This window comes from Streptomyces sp. NBC_00086, assembly GCF_026343255.1.
GTDB lineage: Bacteria > Actinomycetota > Actinomycetes > Streptomycetales > Streptomycetaceae > Streptomyces.
This window is the reverse complement of record NZ_JAPELZ010000001.1, coordinates 6,002,359-6,022,709: the sequence shown is the minus strand read 5'-3', so window position 1 is coordinate 6,022,709 and position 20,351 is coordinate 6,002,359. Positions and strand designations below refer to the sequence as shown.

Below are 20,351 nucleotides of genomic sequence, written 5' to 3'. Positions count from 1 at the left end.
CGCGCCCCGTCAGGCGCCCGTCCCGGACACCGCCCAGAGACCTGGATCCGGGGGTCCCGGGAGCTGTTTCGGCCGCCTGCGGCCCTTCGGCGGCCGGTCCGGGTCCTCATCCGCCCGGGGCAGCCGGCGGTGGCCTTCGGAGTGGTCGTTCACCCAGCCGCAGACCCCGCACGCGTAGCGCCCGTCGAGCCCCGCGATGTAGGTCCCGCACCGCCGGCACTCCGCCTCGGTCAGCTCGGGCGCGGCCAGCTCGGGCACGTACGGCGGGGCCGTGGAGGACTCTGCGTGGCTGCCGTCGCCGTCGGGGCGCTCGCAGCTGCCGGGGGGAGGTTCCCCGGTGGGCCGGCGGGTCATGGGGCGCAGCGTACGCGGGTGGAGGGGGTCGGTCCGTAAAGAGACCCACCGGTTCTGCACACGATCGGATGAATGTGGGACAGAGAGGGCGGTACGGGCGAGGTTCGCCGCTACATTCACGCCGTTCACAGGGCCGGGACTCCGGTCCGTCACGTCAGGAGACCGTGGAGCCGATGACGGAACGACCTGCCCAGCGTGTCCCCAACCGGCAGCTCTCGGCACTGATCGCCGAGGCCGGGTTCTCCAACGCCGGGCTCGCCCGCCGTGTCGACCAGCTCGGTCTGGAGCACGGTCTGGATCTGCGGTACGACAAGACCTCCGTGACCCGCTGGCTACGCGGGCAGCAGCCGCGCGGCACCACCCCGGCCCTGATCGCGGAGGTGTTCACCCGGCGCCTGGGGCGGCGATTGTCCGCCCAGGACCTGGGCCTGGACGCGTGCGCCCCGGTGTACGCGGGGCTGGAGTTCGCGGCCACCCCCGAGGAGGCCGTCGACATCGCGAGCGGGCTGTGGCGCAAGGACTCCGGTTCGCACGCCGAGCTGCGCAAGATCGCCTTCACCCCGGCCGGGCTGGTGGTGCCCAGCCGCGACTGGCTGATCGGGCGCGCCGACGAGCGGGTCGGCCGGGGCGCGGAGCAGGCGGCCTCGCGGGTGCCTGAGCAGAGCCGTCCCGAATTGGGCCGTCCCGAGCCGGGCCGTCCCGAGCTGGGCCGCCCCCTGCCCGGCCGGGCCTCGGTGCCCCGGCAGCGGCAGATCGACCGCGGTCCCGGGCAGCGGGTGACGGGCGGTGACATCGCGGCGCTCAGATCGGTGGGCGAGCTGTTCCGCACCCTGGACCACGCCTACGGGGGCGGCCATGCCCGCCAGGCCCTGGTGCGGTACCTGGAGCACGAGGCCGAGCCGATGCTGCGCGGCACCTACGGGGAGACCACCGGGCGCCGGCTGTTCTCCGCCGCCGCCGATCTGACCCGGCTCGCGGGCTGGACCTCGTACGACATCGCCGCGCACGGGCTCGCCCAGCGGTACTTCGTCCAGGCGCTGCGGCTGGCCCAGGCCGCCGGGGACCGGCCGTACGGGGCGTACGTGCTGATCACGATGAGCCGGCAGGCGGTCTACCTCGGCCACGGCCGGGAGGCGGTGCAGTTGGCCCGGGTGGCCCAGCAGGGCGTCGGCTCCGGGCCGCCGCCGGTGGTGCAGGCGCTGCTGCACTCGGCGGAGGCGCGGGGGCACGCGGTGCTCGGGGAGGTCCGGGCGTCGACGGCCTCGCTGGTGCGGGCCGAGCGGGCGCTGGGAGCGGCCCGGCCGGGGGACGACGTACCGCACTGGGCGCGGGACTACGACGAGGCGCAGCTCGCGGACGAGTTCGGGCACTGCCACCGGGACCTCCAGCAGTACCGGGCCTCGGCGCAGCACGCCGAGCGGTCCCTGCAGCTGCGGGCGCCCTCGTACGCGCGCTCGCGGCTGTTCTGCCGGGTGGTGCTGGCCACGGCGCGGCTGGGGCTGGGCGAGCTGGACCAGGCGTGCGCGCTGGGCGCGGAGGCGGCGCAGCAGGCGATGGAGATGCGGTCGGTGCGGGCGGTGGAGTACGTACGGGACTTCGAGCGGCGGCTGGAGCCGTACCGGGACGCGTCTGCGGTGCGGGGGTACCGGGACCGGGTGGCCGCCTTGTCGTGACCCTGCGGGTCGGCTGCGGTGTCGGCCCCCGGGCCCGGTGGGGGGCCGCGCCGTGGTGCCCCTGCGGGTCCGCTCCCGGGGCTCCGCCCCGGACCCCGCGCCTCAAACGCCGACGGGGCTGATGTTGGCTGCGGGTGTTCCCAGCCGGGTTGATGTTGCCCTGCGGGCAACCACCCCCGAGGTGGGTGGTTGCCCGCAGGGCGGCGCTGTCCTGCCGGTCCGGGTGGGTGGTTGGCTCAGGCCGCCACCGGGAGGGCGGTTTTCCGGGTGGCCGGGACCGGGATGCCGAAGTCGCGCAGGAGCGCGGCCGCGGCGCGGCGGGCCGAGCGCAGGGCTCCCTCGACGGTGTTGGTGTCCCGGTGGTCGCCGCACACGTAGAGGCCGGCCAGGACCCGGACGGTGCGCCGGGTGTCCTGCGGCGGTGGCATGGCGGGGACGGCCTCCGGGGTGTGGTGGACGGCCAGCAGCTCCCAGTCCCGGGTCGCGGTCTCGTAGAGCCGGGCCAGGCGCGAGGCGACCGTCCGGGTGGGCGGCGGCGGGCCGAGCACGGTGGTGGTGACGAGGCTGCGGCCGGCGGGGGCGCGCGTCGGGTCGACCGCGCTCATCACCGCGGTGTGGGCGACGGGCCAGTCCGGGTCCCCGTCCAGGAGCAGCGAGCCGTCCCAGGCGAGCGGGGTGGTGGTGGCGTGGTGCATCACGGTCACCTGGTGGAAGGCGGGCACGCGCAGGCCCGGGAGCAGTTCGGCGGCGGCCCGGGCGCCGGTGGCCAGGACCGCCGAGCGACAGCTGAAGTCGCCGTGTCCCTCGGTGGTGACCAGGTTGGTGGCGAGGGAGCGGACCCGGACCCCGGTCCGTACGGTGCCGGGCGGCAGCGCGGCGGCGAGCAGTCCGGGCAGGGTGGCGGCGCCGCCCTCGGGTACGGCGAGGCGGCCGCGCGCGAAGGTGCGCAGGGCCAGGTCCGCGACGCGGCTGGAGGTGGTGAGTGCGGGGTCGCGCAGGAGCGCGGCGAGGAGCGGGCGCAGCGTCGTACCGAGGCTCCTGGAGCTCAGGGCGGCGTGCGCGGTGCGCTCGGGGCGGGCCAGGAGGCGTTCCTCGGGCAGTGCGGCGAGGCGGGCGAGCGCCGCGCCGACCCTGGCCTGGTCGAGGGAGCCGCTGGTCAGGGCGCGGGCGGGGGTAAGGGCGCCGGCGCGCAGCGTTCTGCCGTCGCTGTGGACGAGGGCGCCGGGCGCGAAGGGCTTGAGGACCAGGCCTTCGAGGCCCGGGGTACGGGCCGGTTCGGCGTAGGCGGTGTTGAGGAGCTGGCCGATCCGGTCGAGCCGGAAGCCGTCGACGGTCTCGGTGGCCATCCGGCCGCCCGGATCGTCGGCGCCCTCCAGGACGATGACCGTGACTCCGGCCGCGATGAGGTGGTGCGCTGCCGCGAGTCCGGAGACTCCGGCTCCTACGATGACCACGTCCGCATGGTGTGCGTGTGCGCTGTTGAGCACGTGCCCCTCCCCGAGGTCGGCCCGGCTGTGTGGGGAACCTCCTTCCCCCAACGCGGTCCGGCGGAACCCGAGTTGCACGTGCCTTTACGGGTAATGCGGTCAACTCCGGTCGCACGGCGGTCGCATTCGGCTCACGAACGGTCGCGCGCGTGCGCCGGGGCGCTCCCCCGGAGCCCCGGGGCTTTCAGGCCCGGAGCGCCGGGCCGTTTCAGGCCTCCAGCGCGGCCCTGATCGACTCCTCGATCCCCGGGTACCGGAAGACGAACCCGGACTCCAGCAGCCGCGCGGGACGCACCCGCTGACTGCCCAGCACGTCCTGGGCGAACTCCCCGAGCACCACGCGCATGACCGGCGCGGGCACGGCGAACACCGCCGGGCGGTGCAGGACCCGGCCCATCGCGGCGGTGACCTCGCGGTTGGTCAGGGGCTCGGGGGCGGTCAGGTTCACCGGCCCGGTCAGGGCGGAGGTGTCGATGATGTGGCGCAGGGCGGCGATCTCGTCGTGCATCGAGATGTGCGACCAGTACTGTCGGCCGTTGCCCAGGCGGCCGCCGATGCCGGCCTTGAAGATCGGGAACAGCTTCCCCCAGGCCCCGCCTTCGGCGGCGACGACCAGTCCCGTACGGGCGAACACGGTCCGGACCCCGGCGTCCCGGGCGGGCGCGGCGGCCGCCTCCCACTGCACGCAGACCTCCGGGAGGAACCCTTCCCCGGCCGGGGAATCCTCGTCGACCGTCCGGTCTCCCGTGTCCCCGTAGTACCCGATGGCGGATCCGCAGACGAGCGTCGCGGGCGGCTCGTCCATGGCGGCGACGGCAAAGGCGATGGCGGCCGTGCCCTTGACCCGGCTGTCGCGGATCTCCCGCTTGTAGGCGGCCGTCCAGCGGTGGTCTCCGACTCCGGCCCCGGCGAGGTGCACTACGGCCCCGCAGCCGGCGAGCCCGGCCGGGTCCACGTACCCGCGCGCGGGGTCCCACCGCGCCTCGCCGGGCCCGGCCGGCTCCCGCCGCACGAACCGGACGACCTCGTGTCCGTCGGCCTTCAGTGACCGCCCGAGGGCGCTGCCGATGAGCCCAGTGGCCCCCGTGACTGCGATACGCATGGCCCCATCTTGGCAGCGCCCCCGCACCGACGGCCCCGGCGACCCGGGCCGCACGCTTTCCCGGCCGCCCTGTCGCCGGCCGCACGGTCCAGGGCCGCGCACTTCCGCTCCCGGGCCGGGGCCGCGGGCCGCACGGTCCCGGGCGCGCGTACCTCCAGACCGCGCGCTCCCGGGCCGGGGCCGCCGGGCCGCACCGTCACGGGACGCGCACCGCCGGGCCCGCGCGGGCGAGCCCCGAAGGCCGTGCCGTCGGCCCGTCCGGTGGGTGAACACCGGGTCCGGGCGGAGCCCGGGGAACGGAGGAAGGGCGGGTAGGGGACCCCTGATCTTCGCGGCGGGGGCTCCCCCGGCCGCAGGTGGCTCGGCCGCGGGCCGGAGGCGTCGGCAGCGGGCCCGGGCGGCCTGCGGCAGGCCCGGGCAGCGGCGGCAGGCCCCTCGGACGACTGGCCCGTCAGGCGGCGGACGCCTCAGGTGGCGGGCGCGCCGCAGGTCGTGGCCGGCGGTGCCGGTGGCAGGCCCGCCCGGCGGCAGGCAGGACCGGCGGCAGGCGGGACCGGCGGGCGGGCGGGACCGGCGGGCGGGACCGTCAGGCGGCCGGGCCCGTCGGGCCCCGGGCCCGTCAGGCCGCAGGAGCGTACCGGCGCCCGAGCCGCGGGCGGACCGTCAGGGGGCCCGGCCGTCAGGTGGCGGTGCCCAGCCAGGTGCCCACCGCGTAGGTCACCGCCATGGCCAGGGCTCCGCCGGCGACGTTGCGCAGGATCGCCCGGGCCGCCGGCGCCCCGCCCAGCCGTGCGCTGAGCACCCCGCACAGGGTCAGGGACAGCAGGACCGCGACCACGGTCACCGGGACCCGCCAGGACGCCCCCGGCAGCACGATCGCCAGCAGCGGCAGCAGCGCCCCGACCGTGAACGCCACCAGGCTCGCCGCCGCCGCGTGCCAGGGGTTGGCCAGCTCGTCGGGGTTGATCCCGAGCTCCACCCGCGCGTGCGCCCGCAGCGCATCCCGTTCCGTCAGCTGCTCCGCCGCCTCCCGGGCCACCGACTCGCTCAGTCCCCTGCCGACCAGCAGCCCCGTCAGTTCCTCCAGCTCCTCCTGCGGCGACTCCTCCAGCTCGCGCCGCTCCAGGTCCAGCGCCGCCTTCTCCGAGTCCCGCTGGGAGCTGACCGACACGTACTCCCCCGCCGCCATCGACAGCGCGCCCGCCAGCAGCCCGGCGACGCCAGCCGCCAGGATCGCCGTGCGCGAGGTCGTGGCCCCGGCGACGCCGACGACCAGGCCCGCCGTGGAGATGATCCCGTCGTTCGCGCCGAGCACCCCCGCGCGCAGCCAGTTCAGCCGGGTACTGATCGCCGCGCTCTGCCCCGCCGCACCATCCGCTTCCGTCACGCCACCACTGTGGCGGCCCCAGCCCTACGGAGCCACCCGGCGTGCGCGCCTTCGGTGCCGGGATCAGGGTGGAGGGGTGAGACGCCGACGCGAGGAGCCGGGCTGGCTGCGCGGGGCGCCGCCGCCGCGCTGGGCCCGCCTCGCGCCCGCGGTGGCCCTCGTCGTGCTGGTGTTCGTCCAGCGCATCACCCCGGGCGACGTCGAGCTGGGCTACTTCCTGGCCGGACTCCCCCCGGTCGCCGCCTTCGCCTACGGGGCCGCCGGGACGGCCGTCTTCGCCGCGGTGGTGCTGGTCCTCATCGGCCTGCCCACGCTCGGGATCGCCCATGCCCGGGGCTCCGACCTCGCGACCGTCGCCGTGATCGGCCTGCTCAGCGTGGTGGTCGCCTGGGTCCGAAAACGCCGCGACGCCCAGCTGGTGAGCGTGCGCACCGTCGCGGAGGCGGCGCAGCTCGCGGTCCTGCCGCCCGTCCCCGAACGGGTCGGCGCGGTCGGCTGCGCGGGCCTCTACCGGGCGGCCCAGCAGGGCACCCTGGTCGGCGGCGACCTGTACGACGTACGGGTCGGGCCCTACGGCGTGCGCGCGCTGGTCGGCGACGTCCAGGGCCACGGCCTGGCCGCCGTCGGCACCGTGGCCTCGCTGCTCGGCGCCTTCCGGGAGGGGGTCCTGGACGACGCGGAGCTCACGACGGTGGCGGCCCGGCTGGACCGGCGGCTGCTCGCGGACTCGGCGGCCGAGTCGGTGGCGCACGCGGAGCTCTTCGCGACGGCGGTGCTGCTGGAGTTCCCGCCCGGGCTGGACCTCGTACGGATCGTGTCGTGCGGGCATCCCCCGCCCCTGCTGCTACGGGGTTTCACGGTCTCGGAAGTCGAGGTGGACCCGGGGCCTCCGCTGGGCCTGGGCCTGGCCGGCCCCACCCCGGCCGTGCCGGCCGAGCTCCGGGTGCTGCCCGGGGACCGGCTGGTGATGTACACGGACGGGGTGACGGAGGCCCGTGACGCGGCGGGCAACTTCTACCCGCTGGCCGCGCGCGTGCCCGCACTGGCGACGGATCCGGCGGGCCTGGCCTCGGCGGTGTGGCGGGACTTGCGGTCCTTCAGCGGGGGCGGGCCGCGCGACGACGTGGCCCTGCTGGTGCTGTCCCTGTCACCGGAGCCGGAGGGGGCGACGGGTGAGGTCCCCGGGGCCCGGTGACCACGCAGTACTGATCACGTGACCAAACGATGACCATCGCCCATTTGGGTCAATTTCCGTGTTTTGCTCGGGTTTTCCAGCCCCCCGAGCACGGAAATCGAGGCCCCTACGATGCGCGCACCGTACAAACACAACCAGCGGATCAGCGCGATCATCGCGGCGGCCGGAGCCGTCGCCCTGATCACCGGTGCGATCGTGGTGGGCCTGGCCGGGGAAGAGGCGGCGGCGGACCCGGACTCGGCGCAGCACCAGCAGATCGAGGCCCCCGCCCCGCTCCAGGTGGGCTCGGCCCTGGTGCGCGCGGCCGAGGACGGGGGCAAGGTCGTCAACCTCACCCTGGACGACGGCCCGGACCCGAGGTGGACCCCGAAGGCGCTCGGACTCCTCAAGGCCCACGGCGCGAAGGCCACCTTCTGCCTGACCGGGCCGAACGCGAAGAAGCACCCGGACCTGGTGAAGGAGATCACCTCGGCCGGCCACCGCCTGTGCAACCACGCGGTCAGCCACGACACGGCCATGAACAAGAAAGACGTCGCGTACCAGGAGAGGGAGATCATGGACGCGAAGCGGATGATCGACGAGGCGAGCGGCTCCGCCCGCATCTGGTACTACCGCGCCCCCGGCGGCGCCTTCACCCCCGAGAGCCGCGAGATCGCCGCCCGCAACGGCATGGCCAACCTCGGCTGGAACGTCGACCCCGGCGACTTCAACCGGCCCGGCGCGGACAGGATCGTCAGCACCGTGCAGGACCAGTTGAAGACCAAGGGGCCGACGATCCTCATGCACGACGGGGGTGGCGACCGCTCCCAGTCCGTCGAGGCCCTCGAAAAGCTGCTGCCGTGGCTCAAGGAGCAGGGCTACGGCTTCAGCTTCCCCAAGATCCCCGAGGCGGGCTGAGGCTGAGACCCGCCGGCCCGCCCGGCCCGCCCCCCGCCCGCCGCGCCTACCCGGCGTCGCGGATGAAGGAACGGACCAGCTTGCAGGTCACGTTCGACGGCCGGCGGATGCCCGTCCGGACGGCCATCGTGCGGATCTTGCGGTTGGTGGCGCGCTGAGCGTCATACGTACCCGAGTCGAGCAGCGATATCGCCAGTCGCATGGCCTTCAGCCGCCGGTTGTGGCTCTCGTACCACTCGCGCGGCAGTCCCGCCGGCAGCGGCTTCTTCTTGACGGGATCGATGGTGCGCAGGGTCATGGCAGTGGCCATCTACAGCCTCCCAAAGGCAAGTTGGCGTCCTGTCCTTCTCCTTGAATTTTACCGGCGACCACTGACAAAGGACCTGGCCAGACAGCACCTGGCTAAGCTTTCGAGCATGGAGATCTGGATCAATCCCGCCTGCTCGAAGTGCCGTAGCGCGCTGACGCTCCTGGACGCGGAGGGCGCCGAGTACACCGTCCGCCGCTACCTGGAGGACGTGCCCTCCGAAGCCGAGATCCGCGAGGTCCTGGGCCGCCTCGGCCTGGAGCCCTGGGACATCACCCGCACCTCGGATCCCCTGGCCAAGGTGACCGGCGTACGGGACCTGCCGCGCGAGGAGACCGAAGAGGCCCGCGGGGCCTGGATCAGCCACCTGGCGGCGCACCCGAAGCTGATCCAGCGCCCGATCATCACCGCCGAGGACGGCACGGCGGTGGTGGCCCGCTCGGAGGAGGCCGTCCGCGAAGCCCTCTCGCGCACGCTCTAGCCCGCGAGACCCGCGAGGCCCGCGTTCACGAACTCCACGGCGCGCCCCGTCTGCTGCTTCCCGGTCGTACCGGGCACCGGGTTGTGGGCGAAGACGAGCCGGCGGCCGGCGTGCTCGGTCGCGAACACCCCGGTCGACCAGCCGGGGCCGAAGCCCGTCTTGCCCCAGACCGTGGTGCCGGCCGTCTCGTGGCGCATCAAGCCGGCCGCGCTGAAGCAGGCCTTCGGCGACAGGCACTTGTTCTCCGCGGCGTTGGGCACGTCCGGGACCTCGTACAGGTGCCGCTGCTGGGCGGGCGGCAGCAGTCGGCCGCCCAGCAGTGCGCCCATGAAGCGGTCCAGATCGGCCGCGGTGGAGACCAGGCCGCCCTCCGCCCAGAACCTGGCCATCCGGGGATCCGTCGACATCCGGGTCTGCCGCAGCCCCAGGGGGCGCAGGATGCGGCGCTGCAGCTCCTCCGCGTAGGTCCGGCCGGTTATCCGCTCCACGAGCAGGCCGGCGACGAAGGTGTTCGTCCCGTTGTACTGCTGGACCGTGCCCGGGGCCGGTGTGCGGCCCGAGCCGGTGGCCGCCTCCGTCGCGAACGTCTCCAGCACGAGGGTGCGCGGGTCGGCGGAATCGCTGCCGGCCTTCGGCAGGTCGGCGGTGTGGTCCATGAGCTGCCGGACGGTGACTTCGGCGTAGGCCTCGGGTATCAGGTCGGGCAGGTAGCGGCGCACCGGCGCGTCGATCTCGATCCGGTGCTCCGCGACGAGCCGCAGCACCAGGGCGTTCGTGAACAGCTTGGTGACGCTGCCGATCGGGACCTCCGCGTCCGCGGCGACGGGCCCGCCGGTCCCGGTCCACGGCGTGCGCAGCCCCTCGCCGGACAGCCGCACCAGGGCCCCCGTCGAGATCCCGTCGGGCAGGGAGACCAGCAAGGCCCGCAGTGCGGCGGGATCGCGGGTGACCGCCTGCCGGGCGTACGCCGGGGTGGCGGCGGAGCCGTCGGACCCGCCGGTCGCCGCCAGTGCGGCCGGGGCACCCGCACCCACGGCAAGGACCGCGAAGGCGATGCCGGTGACGGCGATCCTGCGGGCGGTGCGGGGGCGTGCGTTCATCGGTGGCTCCTGGAGAAGGCGGCTCGGTGGGCTCTGACACCAACACTCCTCCAGCCACCGCGCGTTGCCCATCGGTGATCACCCTGACCCCACCCCGAGGCCACCCCGAAGGGGCCGGGTGGGCAGACCCTGAGGCCTGCCGGCCACAGCCCTACACCCCCTCCGCCCCCTCCGCCCTACGCCCCCGCCACCCGGCGCTGGTGCACCCGCAGCTGGAGGGCCGCGAGATCGAGGAGCGGCGTGGGTACGGCGAGGCCGCGGGCCCTGGCGGTCAGGTCGCCGAGCACGTGCTCGACCTCGGTCGGGTGACCGGCGACCAGGTCCCGGTACATCGACGGGGTCAGCGGCGAGCCCGGCGCGGCCAGCGTCCGTGCGGTAAAGGCGAGTTCGGACTCCGGCACCGGATGCCCGGCGGCGGCCGACACGGCGGCCGCCTCCGAGAGGACCGCGAGGCCGAACTCGGTCCCGCCGGGTACGGCGTTGACCTCTCCGACGGCTCCGCGCGCCAGGGAGGTGACCGCCACCAGGCTGGTGATGAAGACCCACTTGTGCCACATGGCGCCCACGATGTCCGGCACTTCGGGGGTGTCGATGCCCGCCCCGGCCAGCACCTCGCGCACGGCGTCCACCCGCGCCGAGGGACGGCCGTCGAGTTCGCCGGTGAGCAGCACGGTGGGCGGGGCCAGCCGGAGGATGTCGCCGTGCTCGTTCAGGGTGGTGACCACCTTGGCCACCCCGCCGAGCACCGCCGCCTCCCCGAACCGGTCCGTGAGGCGGTCGAGGTGGGCCATCCCGTTGAGCAGGGGGAGGATCACCGTGCCGGGACCGACCGCCGGGGCGAGGTCCCGGACGGCCGCTTCGAGGGAGGTGGACTTCACCGACAGCAGGACGAGGTCGTACTTCGGCGCCAGCGCGTCGGCGGTCACGAGCTGCGGGTCGAGGGCGATCTCCTCCCCCGGCCCGCTCACCCGCAGCCCGCGCGCCCGCAGGGCCTCGGCCCGCCGGGGGCGCACCAGGAAGGTGACGTCCCGGCCGGCCCGGGCGAGGCGCGCGCCGAAGTAGCCGCCCGCGGCTCCGGCTCCGACCGTCAGGATCCTCATCCGGCGCCGCCCGCGGGCCGGACGGCCTCGGCCAGGGCGGCGCGGACGGACGCCGCACCGGCAACGGCCCCCGGAGCCTCGCGGAATCCCCCCGGGCCGTCCGTGTCCTCGGCGTACGGGAGGACGTACACGGGCGTGTCGCGCTGGAAGCGCCAGCTCTCGGCGAGCGTCCCCGCGTCGACCGCGTCGTAGCCGAGCAGGTCGAGGAGGCGGGTGGCGGACGCGCGGGCGGCCGGGTCCTCGCCCGCGATCGGCAGGGCCGAGCGGTCCGGGGAGCCGGCCGGGCGGGCGAGGGAGAGCAGGTGCTTGAAGTAGATGTTGTTGAACGCCTTGACGACCTGCGCCCCGGACAGGTGTTCCTGGACGAGCCCGCTGGTGGTGGTCTCCTCCGCCTCCAGGGCGGGGAAGACCCCGTCCCGCTGCGGGTAGTAGTTGAGCGTGTCGAGCACGACCTTGCCCGCCAGGACGTCGGCGGGCAGCTCGCGGTAGTTCTTGAGCGGAATGGTGGCCACGACCCAGTCGCCGGCCGCGGCCGCCTCGGCGGGGGTGGCGGCCCGGGCCCGCGGGCCGAGCTCGGCGACCAGGGTGTCCAGCGTCTCCGGTCCCCTGGAATTGCTGAGGACCACGTCCAGCCCCGCGTCCACGGCGAGCCGCGCGAGGGTGCTTCCGATATTGCCGCTTCCGATGAGTCCAAGAGTTGCCATGCGGGGTTCAAGTCGCCCGCGATCCGGGGTATTCCGCCGCTGCGCCACCGGCGGCGAGGCGTCCCCGCGACCGTCGCGGCCCCACCCCTTCACCTCGGCCCCACCCCGCGCCTCGTAGGGTGGGTCCAGCACAAAGGGGACGTACCGCACCAAAGGATCCATCGTGAACGAGCAGCAGCACCCGAGGCCCACCATGCCCGGCGAGGCTCCGGTGCCGCCGGTGCCGCCGGAGCTCCCGGTGCCCGCGCTCCCCCCGCTCCCCCCGCCCCGCCGCGGCGCCGACTGGATGTTCGGCGGGGTGTACGGGACCGTCCTGGCGTCCGGGCTGCTGGCCGCGCTCGACCAGAAGGGCGGGGAGTACACCCCCTTCTACGATGCCAGCTGGGTGCTCGTCACCGCCGCCACGGCCGGGCTCGCGCACGGGTACTCGCACCACATGAGCACCCATCAGGCCGGCTCCGCGGGCCACCGGTGGCGGATCCTGGGCCGGGCGCTGTGGAACGAGTGGCCCATGATCGCGGCCACCCTGCCCACGGTGCTGCTCCTGCTCGTCGCCGGGCTCACCGACTGGGACTCGCACGGGGTCACTGCCATCGGGCTCGGCGTGAACACCGCGCTGCTGTTCGCCTGGGGCGCCTTCGTGGCCCTCCGGGTCGGCTACAAGCTCGGCTCGGCGCTGCTCATCGGGGTCGCCGACGCCACGATCGGGCTGGCCATCATCGTGGCCAACGCGGTGATCAAGTGACGCCCCCGCCGCGCACGGCGGGGGCGTCACCCGGACCCGGGTGCCCGAGGGCGTCGGGCGCTATCGGGGCAGCTGCCCCTCCGCCTCCGCCAGGATCTCCGTGAGCCGGGCTCCGAACTCCGCCCCCCGTACGTCCGGCACCCCGGTGCGGGCCGAGGTGAGGAGTGCGTCCAGGGCGCGGCCGTAGGCCCCCGGTACGTCGCTCCACTCCGGCAGGCCGAAGACCCCGGCGGTCCCGCGCAGTTCCAGTCCCACCCCGGCGGCCGCGCGCGGGGAGCCGAGGCTGAGCACGGCGGTGCTGGCCGCGCCGGAGCTGTGGCGCAGGGCCAGCTGGACCACGTCGGCGGGGCCGCGGGTGGCGCTGACCTCGGTGACGTCGCCGAGGACCGGAATGAGTACGGACAAGGCGTGCGGGCCCACGTCCCACAGTCCGCCCTTGGCCTTGCGCCAGGGCGAGTCCGCGTAGGCACTGGGCTCGCCGTCGGGCGGGAAGACCGCGCCGAGCCAGTGCGCGGCGGCGGTGAACCAGCCCGTGCGCTCCGCCTGCTCCTCCACCCAGCCGGCGGTCGGCTCGGCGAAGCGCAGGGTGAGGAAGACGACGGAGGCGACCCGGTGCTCGGCGACGGCCTCGGCGACCGCGCGGGCGTCGGCCGGGGTCGTGGCGACGGGTTTGTCGAGCAGCAGGTGACAGCCGGCGGCGGCCGCGCGCACGGCGAGCGGGGCCTGCACGTCGGGCGGGAGCGCGAAGGCCACGGCGTCACAGTCGGCGAACAGCGCGTCGGGGTCTTCGTACACCTTCACCCCGTACTCGCGCGCCAGTTCGGCCGCGGCTTCGGGGCGCCGGCCCCAGACTCCGGCGAACTCGGAGCCGGGGTGGGCGGCGAGGGCGGGGGCGTGCGTGCGGTGGGCCCAGGGGCCGGTGCCCAGCAGGCCGACCCGGGGGCGGGGCCCGGAAGCGGCCTCTGCGGCGGCATCTCCGGCGGACGTCAAATCGTACGAAATGCTCACCCGCCCAGTCTGCCCCACCCGGACGGGCGCTCTGACGCCAACCCTCTCGACCGCGCCCACCTGCGGAGTAAACCTCGGTAACACGGGGTTCACATACGGGCAACGGAAGAGAAATCGCGAGCGGGCACGCTGCGGTCTACACCGCAGAACGAATTCGCAGTACGCGAGCCACAGGGACGTGAACCGCCGTACGCGATCCGCAGGACGCAACGCAGCACCCGCAGAGTCTGCGCCGGAGCGACGCACCGAAGGATGGGGCCCGTGAGCTACAAGGCTGAGTACATCTGGATCGACGGAACCGAGCCGACTGCGAAGCTCCGCTCCAAGACCAAGATCATGGCGGACGGCGGCGCGCTGCCGATCTGGGGCTTCGACGGTTCGAGCACCAACCAGGCCGAGGGCCACGCCTCCGACCGCGTGCTGCAGCCGGTGTTCACCTGCCCGGACCCGATCCGCGGCGGTGACAACGTCCTCGTCCTGTGCGAGGTCCTGAACATCGACATGACCCCGCACGAGTCGAACACCCGCGCGCTGCTGCGTCCGATCGCCGAGAAGTTCGCCGCTCAGGAGCCGATCTACGGCATCGAGCAGGAGTACACCTTCTTCGACGGCACCCGCCCGCTCGGCTTCCCGGTCAACGGCTTCCCGGCCGCGCAGGGCGGCTACTACTGCGGTGTCGGCTCGGACGAGATCTTCGGCCGCGACATCGTCGAGAAGCACCTGGACCACTGCCTCGCGGCGGGCCTGGCGATCTCCGGCATCAACGCCGAGGTCATGCCCGGCCAGTGGGAGTTCCAGGTCGGCCCGGTCGGCCCCCTGGAGGTCTCCGACCAGCTGTGGATCGCGCGCTGGCTGCTCTACCGCACCGCCGAGGACTTCAACGTCTCCGCGACGCTGAACCCGAAGCCGGTCAAGGGCGACTGGAACGGCGCGGGCGCGCACACCAACTTCTCCACGAAGGCGATGCGCGAGGACTACCGCGCGATCATCTCCGCGGCCGAGTCCCTGGGCGAGGGCAGCAAGCCGCTGGACCACGTCAAGAACTACGGCGCGGGCATCGACGAGCGCCTGACGGGCCTGCACGAGACGGCCCCGTGGAACGAGTACAGCTACGGCGTCTCGGACCGCGGCGCCTCGGTCCGCATCCCGTGGCAGGTGGAGAAGGACGGCAAGGGCTACATCGAGGACCGCCGCCCGAACGCGAACGTGGACCCGTACGTGGTGACCCGCCTCATCACGGACACCTGCTGCACCGCCCTGGAGAAGGACGGCCTGGTCTGACCACGGCCGGCCACCCCTGACAGCACCCCGGCGCCCGTCCTCCCCCCTCGGGGAGGGCGGGCGCCGCGCTGTCGGTGGCGCCTGCCATCGTGTGGACCATGCTGCCCGTCACCCTGCGCACCGAGCCCGCCGAGACCTACCGCCGGCCCGCGCTGCCCCTGCTGTCCGAACTCGTCGGGCGCATCGGCGCCGACGGCGACCACTTCCTCATCGTGGAGCGACTGCCGGACGAACCGGATGTGTTCGCCCAGGTCTGGCACGAGACCGGCGGGGACTACCAGCTGGAGCACCGCGACGGCGCCCCCGACCGGCACTTCCAGGCGTTCGTCGGCACGGCGGCCGAGGTGGTGGACGTGATGGCCCGCTGGGCCCGCCAGGAGAAGGGCTGGGACCTCGGTCCGGCCTGGGAGCGACTGGAGTTTCCGGTGGAGGAGCCGGCCCCGCTCGCCCCCGAGGTGGAGGAGGAGCTGACCGAGCTCGTACGGGACGGGCTCCGGTGCGGTTACGACGACCGGGCGGTGCTGAGCGAGCACGCCGAGGAGTACCTCGTCTCGGGCGGGGTCCGGCCGGTGTCGCGCGCGCAGGCCGAGCACCTGGTGGACCGGCTCTGGCGGGAGCGGCTGGCGGAGCAGGCGCACTGGGTGGGCGAGACCGACCCCGAGCGGCTCGCGCGGGCCTTCGCCTCGCTCGATGCCGCCGGCATCACCGCGCGGGAGAACTTCGCGTGCTGCCGCAACTGCGGCCTCGCGGAGATCCGGGCCGCGGGCCGGGAGGACGCCCGGGGCTTCGTCTTCTTCCACTCGCAGTGCACCGAGGGCGCGGCGGCGGGGGGCGACCTGTGGTTGCTCTACGGGGGCTTCGCGCCGGGCGAGGAGCTCACCGCCGCCGTGGGCCGGCAGGTCACCCGGGCGCTGGACGCGGTGGGGCTGACCTGGTCGTGGGACGGATCCGCCCATGATGCGATACGGGTGACGGAGATGGACTGGAGGAAGCGGCTGGCCGGGTGACGGATTGTCGGGATTGCAATGGTCCGTTCACGCCATGATCACGGAATATGGGATTCCGATCCATAGAGTGAGACGGGGCCTGCCCCGGGGGCCGCGCATCTGCTTGAATGGGGCCATGGCCAGTTACTCGTACACCTCGACAGGTCGCAGCGACCTCGAGCCGTTCTGGCCTTCCCGTCAGGATCACGATTTCGACCGGGTGTGTTGCCGCGCGAAGAACGCGCCGGCCCTCTAAAGCCTCCGGGACCTCGAAAACGACCTCCCCCAGGCCTTCGGTCTGCGCGGTACGACACAAGACGACGCCTTTACGTACGTCTCCTGCCGACTACTCCGCGTGAAAGAGCTGACCACTCATGGCGAACACCCGTTCCTTCGCTTCCGCCTCCTCCGCTGCGACCTCTCCCCTGACCTACCCGAGCTTCCCGCCCAGTCCGCGCCACCGCCTGCGGGCCGTGGACCGCGATGAGGTGGCCCGCGTAGCGGACTTCCTGCCGCCCGGCGCCACCTGGCTGCCCGCTCCCCAGCACACCCTGCCGGCCCTCCCCGGCCAGCCGCCGATGGTCGGCTACCTGGTGCTCGTACCGGCCGACCAGCAGCCGCCGATCGCCTTCTCCCCGCAGTCCGTTCCCGCCGCCCCGACCCCCGGCGCGGCGGCCGTCACCGGCGACGCCCTGGTCCGCATCGACCCCGCGCAGCGCACCGCCGAGGTGGACGGCGAGGTTCTGGACCTGACGTACCTGGAGTTCGAGCTGCTGGCCCATCTGGTCGCGCACCCGCACCGGGTGCACAGCCGCGACCAGCTGGTGACCACCGTCTGGGGCTACGGCCACGTCGGCGACGGCCGCACGGTCGACGTCCACGTCGCGCGGCTGCGCCGCAAGCTGGGCGCCGCCCACCGCGGCGCGATCCAGACCGTGCGCCGCGTGGGGTACAAGTACGCCCCCTGACCGGGACGACGGCGGGCCCGTACTGACGAGGGGGAGTACGGGCCCGGCCCGGGCGGGGTGGACCACGCGGCCCGGACCGGGCCAACTCGGGCCATCACAAAGGGGATTTCCTCGCACATCCGTGCTGATCAGGCCCGGTCCCTGACGTAGGCTTTTCCGTCGTGACCATCGGAACCGGCAGCGTACTTGCCCCACTTGAGCCCCAGGACCCCCGCGAGACCGCCGGCTACCGGCTGACCGCCCGGATCGGCGAGGGCGGCATGGGAACCGTCTACCTCTCGCACACCCGCGGCGGGCAGCCGGTCGCACTGAAGCTGATCCGCCGGGAGTTCGGGCAGGACCCGGACTTCCGGAGCCGGTTCGAACAGGAGGTGCGGGCCGCGCGCCGGGTGCAGGGCTACCACCTCGTGCCGGTCCTCGACCACGACACCACGGGCGCCCTGCCCTGGCTCGCCTCGGAGTTCGTACCGGGACTGTCGCTGCACGACACCCTGAACGCCTACGGTCCGCTCCCGCTGGGCGCCGTCTTCCAGCTGATCGGCTGCACGGCGCGGGCCCTCGGCTCCATCCACGCCGCGGGGGTCGTGCACCGCGACCTGAAGCCCGCCAACCTGCTGCTCGGCGCGGCTGGGCCCTACGTCATCGACTTCGGGATCGCCCGGGCCGCCGACAGTACGCAGCTCACCCGCACCGGCGGGGTCATCGGCACCCCGCAGTACATGTCCCCCGAACACGCGCTGGGCGGCGAGGTCACCACCGCGAGCGACCTGTTCTCGGTCGGGCTCATCGCCGCCGTCGCGGCCACCGGGCGGCATCCCTACGGGGAGGGCGGGGCCACCGCCCTCGGCGTGCGGATCGCCAACACCGACCGGCTGCCCCCGGACCTGAGCGGCTACCCGCTGGAACTGCGGCCGCTGCTGGAGCGCTGCCTGACGGCGGATCCGGCGGAGCGGATCGGCACGGACGAACTCGCCGCGCTGTGCGAACTGTTCGCCAAACGGCCGCTGAACGATTTCGACGGCTGGCTCCCGGAGCCGGTCGGGCAGGAGATCGCCCGCCGGGTGCAGGCCGCGGCGAATCCGCCGGTGCCGACGGTGGCGGACTCGGGTGCGGCGGCGGCCGCCGGTGGTGGTGGCGCCTTCGGCCCGGCCGGTACGGGACCGGGGACCGGGACCTCCGGTGCCTTCGGCGGGGTCCACGACGCGGACACGGCCTTCGCGCCGCCCCGGCCCGCCGGGCCGCCGCGGCCGGGCCACCCGACGCCCGTACCGCCGGTCTCGGTCGCGGCTCCGGCTTCGGCTCCGGCTTCGGCTCCGGCTTCGGCTTCGGCTTCGGCTCGGAAGGGCTTCCGTGGCGGGCTCGTCGCCGCCTCCCTCGTCGCGGCCGTCCTCTCGGGAGCCGGCACGGTCTGGCTGCTGGACGAGGACGACTCCAAGGACGACGCGAAGGCACCCGCCGCCCGGCAGGAGACCCCGGCCGCTCCCGTGCCCGGATCACCGGATCCGGCCAAGGCCTCCTCCGCGCCGAAGACCTCGCCCTCGGCCTCCGCCCCGCCGAAGACCGCGTACACGGTGGTCTTCCAGGACAAGCCCCTGACGCTGCGCGCACCCTCCTCCAGCACCGGAACCCACGTCGACCTGGACGCTCCGAAGGTCATTCCCAACGGGGAGATCGGCGAGGACCGGGACATGGAGCTCACCTACCACGACTGGAGCGACGCGGGCCTGGTCTTCCAGACGGCCACGGGCAAGAGCACGGGCAGCGCGCCGGAGGAGTGCAAGGACGCCGTCGCCACCAACGCCCTGGCCTCCAAGCTGACGAGCGACCAGCTCGAGCGGGGCAAGGAGCTCACGAAGGGCACCGTGCTGTGCACGGTCACCAGCGACGGGAACCTGGCGATGCTCCGCATCACCGAGGTGGTGCCCAAGAAGGGGGGCTTCCGCCCCGTGCCCGACTACGTCACCGCACTCACCCTCTGGAAGATCGGCTGACGCCGTGGGCCCGGGCTCCTCGGGAGGAGGCCCGGGCCCACGAACGGTGATCTAGACCTCGGCGCCGGCCCCGGCCCCGGCCCCGCGCCTCGACGCGACGAAGCCCAGTGCCAGGTCCCCCGCGAGGAACACCAGCAGGCTGATGCCCAGCATCGGTACGAACCAGCCCACGACGGCCGTCGCCGCGGCCAGCGGCAGCAGCAGCGTCACCGGCAGCTTCCGCCACGCCCCGCGCGGCTGGGGGCGGCCGGCCGAGAGCGTGCGCTCCTTGGTCGGGCGGCGCAGCCACCACATGCGGTAGCCCCAGACGACCATGAACATCACCAGGACCGCCAGCGCGGCCAGCGCCAGCTGGTTGGCGAGCCCGAAGGTCAGGCCCATGTGCAGGTCGATGCCGAAGCGGGTCAGCTGGGCGAGCAGCGGGTGGTCGGCGAAGCGGAGTTCGTCCATGACCCGGCCGTCTGCGGGGTCCACGGAGACCGCGTCCAGGTGCACCGGCACCTGCTTGTCCTGCTCCTTGACCACGTACCCCTTGCCCGGGGTGGGCAGGCTGATCCGCAGCGACTCGGTGACTCCGGCGGACCGGGCCGCCGCCACCGCTCCGTCGATGCCGATGACATCGACCGGGGCGGGCATCGCCGCCTGGTCACCGCCGGCCGCGCCGTGCCCGGCGTGCTCGCCGCCCGCGTCGGCGGCCGGGGCGCCGGGAAGCTTGGCGGCCACGGCCGGGGTGCCCCCGCCGAGGCCGTCCTTGAGTTCCCCGATGTTCTCGCCGGCGTACCTCGACCAGGTCAGGCCGGTGACGGAGAGGCCGACGAGGCCGACCGCGATCCAGACGCCGACGGAGCCGTGCCAGGACAGGGTCTTGCGGCGGCCGGTCGCCGTGCGGTCGGGCGCTACGAGGGCGGCCTTACGGGCACGCTTGCGGCCGATCCACAGCGCGAGCCCGCCGAGCGCGACCACCCACAGCCAGCTCGCGGCGAGTTCGCTGTAGTTCCGGCCGAACTCCCCCAGGTGGAGGCTGGAGTGGAACTCGCTCAGCCAGGCCCGCAGCGGCAGCGCGTCCCCGACGGTGGTGAGCTTCCCGCGGACCTCGGCCGTATACGGATCGACGAACACGGTGAGGGTCTCGCCCTCGGCGAGTCCCGGGCTCTCCATGATCACCCGGGTGGTGGCGTCCGCCTCGGGCGCGGGCCATACGGCCGTCACCTTGCCCTGGGGCGCGGCGTTCACGGCCGCGGCGACCTGCGCGCCGAGCGGCTGCGCGCTCGCGCCGACGCGGTCGACCGTCAGCTCGTCGGAGTAGAGGATCTTCTCGGCCTGCCAGGAGCCGGCGTAGAGCAACCCGGTGGTGGCGGCGACGAGCAGGAGCGGGGCGATCAGCAGCCCGGCGTAGAAGTGCAGGCGCAGGAGCAGTGGCCGCAGGGCCGCCCAGGTTCCGGGCGTCCGGGCGGGGGCTGGTTCTGCCGCGGCCAGGGGGGTTTCGGGGGCGTCGGGGTCCGCTGCGCGGAGTTCCCCGACCTCTTCGAGAGACATGGGTGTCCTAGGTGTTGGCGAAGACATGGGTGAGGGGCCCCAGGTCTCG

Annotated in this window: 19 protein-coding genes; 9 read left to right on the top strand and 10 right to left on the bottom strand. The window is 74.2% G+C overall.

Going from position 1 to position 20,351, the window contains the following annotated elements; translation table 11 throughout:
* Positions 1–9: 9 nt before the first annotated feature.
* A complete protein-coding gene (locus OG276_RS27300) occupies positions 10–354 on the bottom strand; it encodes a hypothetical protein (protein WP_266909346.1) in 345 nt (114 codons plus the stop codon).
* 173 nt (positions 355–527) lie between these two features.
* Between OG276_RS27300 and OG276_RS27295 the strand changes: the two genes are divergently transcribed.
* A complete protein-coding gene (locus OG276_RS27295; protein ID WP_266909345.1) occupies positions 528–2,027 on the top strand; it encodes a regulator in 1,500 nt (499 codons plus the stop codon).
* A gap of 236 nt (positions 2,028–2,263) precedes the next feature.
* Here OG276_RS27295 and OG276_RS27290 read toward each other — a convergent pair whose 3' ends face one another.
* From OG276_RS27290 to OG276_RS27280, 3 genes are all read right to left on the bottom strand, one after another.
* Positions 2,264–3,514 carry an FAD-dependent oxidoreductase gene (locus OG276_RS27290; RefSeq protein ID WP_266909344.1) on the bottom strand — a complete coding sequence of 417 codons (1,251 nt, stop codon included), beginning with the start codon at positions 3,512–3,514 and terminating at the stop codon, positions 2,264–2,266.
* Positions 3,515–3,722: 208 nt separating this feature from the next.
* Positions 3,723–4,616, bottom strand: coding sequence for a TIGR01777 family oxidoreductase (locus OG276_RS27285; protein ID WP_266909343.1), 894 nt, complete (start codon positions 4,614–4,616; stop codon positions 3,723–3,725).
* A 679-nt stretch (positions 4,617–5,295) separates the two neighbouring features.
* Positions 5,296–6,003, bottom strand: coding sequence for a VIT family protein (locus tag OG276_RS27280; RefSeq protein ID WP_266909342.1), 708 nt, complete (start codon positions 6,001–6,003; stop codon positions 5,296–5,298).
* Between the two features lie 76 nt (positions 6,004–6,079).
* On the opposite strand from OG276_RS27280, the gene OG276_RS27275 reads away from it, so the two are divergent.
* Both OG276_RS27275 and OG276_RS27270 read left to right on the top strand, forming a co-directional pair.
* Positions 6,080–7,198, top strand: a complete 1,119-nt coding sequence (locus OG276_RS27275; protein WP_266909341.1) for a PP2C family protein-serine/threonine phosphatase — start codon at positions 6,080–6,082, stop codon at positions 7,196–7,198.
* A gap of 111 nt (positions 7,199–7,309) precedes the next feature.
* Positions 7,310–8,095: a polysaccharide deacetylase family protein gene (locus OG276_RS27270; RefSeq protein ID WP_266909340.1), complete on the top strand. Its 786-nt coding sequence runs from the start codon at positions 7,310–7,312 to the stop codon at positions 8,093–8,095.
* Between the two features lie 46 nt (positions 8,096–8,141).
* On the opposite strand, the gene OG276_RS27265 is transcribed toward OG276_RS27270, so the two are convergent.
* Positions 8,142–8,405: a hypothetical protein gene (locus OG276_RS27265; protein WP_266909339.1), complete on the bottom strand. Its 264-nt coding sequence runs from the start codon at positions 8,403–8,405 to the stop codon at positions 8,142–8,144.
* Between the two features lie 106 nt (positions 8,406–8,511).
* On the opposite strand from OG276_RS27265, the gene OG276_RS27260 reads away from it, so the two are divergent.
* Positions 8,512–8,883: an ArsC/Spx/MgsR family protein gene (locus tag OG276_RS27260; RefSeq protein ID WP_266909338.1), complete on the top strand. Its 372-nt coding sequence runs from the start codon at positions 8,512–8,514 to the stop codon at positions 8,881–8,883.
* Here the strand turns inward: OG276_RS27260 and OG276_RS27255 are convergent.
* The 3 genes from OG276_RS27255 to OG276_RS27245 all read right to left on the bottom strand — a co-directional run bounded on the left by OG276_RS27255 (position 8,880) and on the right by OG276_RS27245 (position 11,787).
* Positions 8,880–9,983 carry a serine hydrolase gene (locus OG276_RS27255; protein ID WP_266909337.1) on the bottom strand — a complete coding sequence of 368 codons (1,104 nt, stop codon included), beginning with the start codon at positions 9,981–9,983 and terminating at the stop codon, positions 8,880–8,882. The two genes, OG276_RS27260 and OG276_RS27255, sit on opposite strands and share 4 nt — an antisense overlap.
* Before the next feature lie 176 nt (positions 9,984–10,159).
* Entirely contained in the window at positions 10,160–11,083 is a 924-nt protein-coding gene (locus OG276_RS27250; RefSeq protein ID WP_266909336.1) for a ketopantoate reductase family protein, read from the bottom strand.
* Entirely contained in the window at positions 11,080–11,787 is a 708-nt protein-coding gene (locus tag OG276_RS27245; protein WP_266909335.1) for an NADPH-dependent F420 reductase, read from the bottom strand. The genes OG276_RS27250 and OG276_RS27245 overlap by 4 nt, the downstream gene beginning before the upstream one ends.
* Positions 11,788–11,950: 163 nt before the next feature.
* Here OG276_RS27245 and OG276_RS27240 point away from each other — a divergent pair, with 163 nt between their 5' ends.
* Complete coding sequence (locus OG276_RS27240; RefSeq protein WP_266909334.1) at positions 11,951–12,532, top strand: hypothetical protein; 582 nt, start codon at positions 11,951–11,953, stop codon at positions 12,530–12,532.
* A gap of 60 nt (positions 12,533–12,592) precedes the next feature.
* On the opposite strand, the gene OG276_RS27235 is transcribed toward OG276_RS27240, so the two are convergent.
* Positions 12,593–13,534, bottom strand: a complete 942-nt coding sequence (locus OG276_RS27235; protein WP_266913141.1) for a Gfo/Idh/MocA family protein — start codon at positions 13,532–13,534, stop codon at positions 12,593–12,595.
* Positions 13,535–13,801: 267 nt separating this feature from the next.
* Here OG276_RS27235 and glnII point away from each other — a divergent pair, with 267 nt between their 5' ends.
* The 4 genes from glnII (at position 13,802) to OG276_RS27210 (ending at position 18,766) form a co-directional block, all read left to right on the top strand.
* Entirely contained in the window at positions 13,802–14,821 is a 1,020-nt protein-coding gene (gene glnII, locus OG276_RS27230; RefSeq protein WP_266909333.1) for a glutamine synthetase, read from the top strand.
* A gap of 98 nt (positions 14,822–14,919) precedes the next feature.
* Complete coding sequence (locus OG276_RS27225; RefSeq protein WP_266909332.1) at positions 14,920–15,828, top strand: hypothetical protein; 909 nt, start codon at positions 14,920–14,922, stop codon at positions 15,826–15,828.
* A 353-nt stretch (positions 15,829–16,181) separates the two neighbouring features.
* Positions 16,182–16,775, top strand: a complete 594-nt coding sequence (locus tag OG276_RS27215) for a winged helix-turn-helix domain-containing protein (RefSeq protein ID WP_266909330.1) — start codon at positions 16,182–16,184, stop codon at positions 16,773–16,775.
* Between the two features lie 161 nt (positions 16,776–16,936).
* A complete protein-coding gene (locus tag OG276_RS27210; RefSeq protein ID WP_266909329.1) occupies positions 16,937–18,766 on the top strand; it encodes a serine/threonine-protein kinase in 1,830 nt (609 codons plus the stop codon).
* A 51-nt stretch (positions 18,767–18,817) separates the two neighbouring features.
* On the opposite strand, the gene OG276_RS27205 is transcribed toward OG276_RS27210, so the two are convergent.
* A complete protein-coding gene (locus tag OG276_RS27205; protein ID WP_266909328.1) occupies positions 18,818–20,302 on the bottom strand; it encodes a PepSY domain-containing protein in 1,485 nt (494 codons plus the stop codon).
* Positions 20,303–20,351 lie beyond the last annotated feature (49 nt).

Coding starts and splice junctions, on each gene's coding strand:
- OG276_RS27300 (WP_266909346.1), bottom strand. CDS start 354: ATGACCCGCCGGCCCACCGGGGAACCTCCCCCCGGCAGCTGCGAGCGC.
- OG276_RS27245 (WP_266909335.1), bottom strand. CDS start 11,787: ATGGCAACTCTTGGACTCATCGGAAGCGGCAATATCGGAAGCACCCTC.
- OG276_RS27215 (WP_266909330.1), top strand. CDS start 16,182: ATGGCGAACACCCGTTCCTTCGCTTCCGCCTCCTCCGCTGCGACCTCT.
- OG276_RS27260 (WP_266909338.1), top strand. CDS start 8,512: ATGGAGATCTGGATCAATCCCGCCTGCTCGAAGTGCCGTAGCGCGCTG.
- OG276_RS27250 (WP_266909336.1), bottom strand. CDS start 11,083: ATGAGGATCCTGACGGTCGGAGCCGGAGCCGCGGGCGGCTACTTCGGC.
- OG276_RS27285 (WP_266909343.1), bottom strand. CDS start 4,616: ATGCGTATCGCAGTCACGGGGGCCACTGGGCTCATCGGCAGCGCCCTC.
- OG276_RS27265 (WP_266909339.1), bottom strand. CDS start 8,405: ATGGCCACTGCCATGACCCTGCGCACCATCGATCCCGTCAAGAAGAAG.
- OG276_RS27205 (WP_266909328.1), bottom strand. CDS start 20,302: ATGTCTCTCGAAGAGGTCGGGGAACTCCGCGCAGCGGACCCCGACGCC.
- OG276_RS27225 (WP_266909332.1), top strand. CDS start 14,920: ATGCTGCCCGTCACCCTGCGCACCGAGCCCGCCGAGACCTACCGCCGG.
- OG276_RS27270 (WP_266909340.1), top strand. CDS start 7,310: ATGCGCGCACCGTACAAACACAACCAGCGGATCAGCGCGATCATCGCG.
- OG276_RS27295 (WP_266909345.1), top strand. CDS start 528: ATGACGGAACGACCTGCCCAGCGTGTCCCCAACCGGCAGCTCTCGGCA.
- OG276_RS27255 (WP_266909337.1), bottom strand. CDS start 9,983: ATGAACGCACGCCCCCGCACCGCCCGCAGGATCGCCGTCACCGGCATC.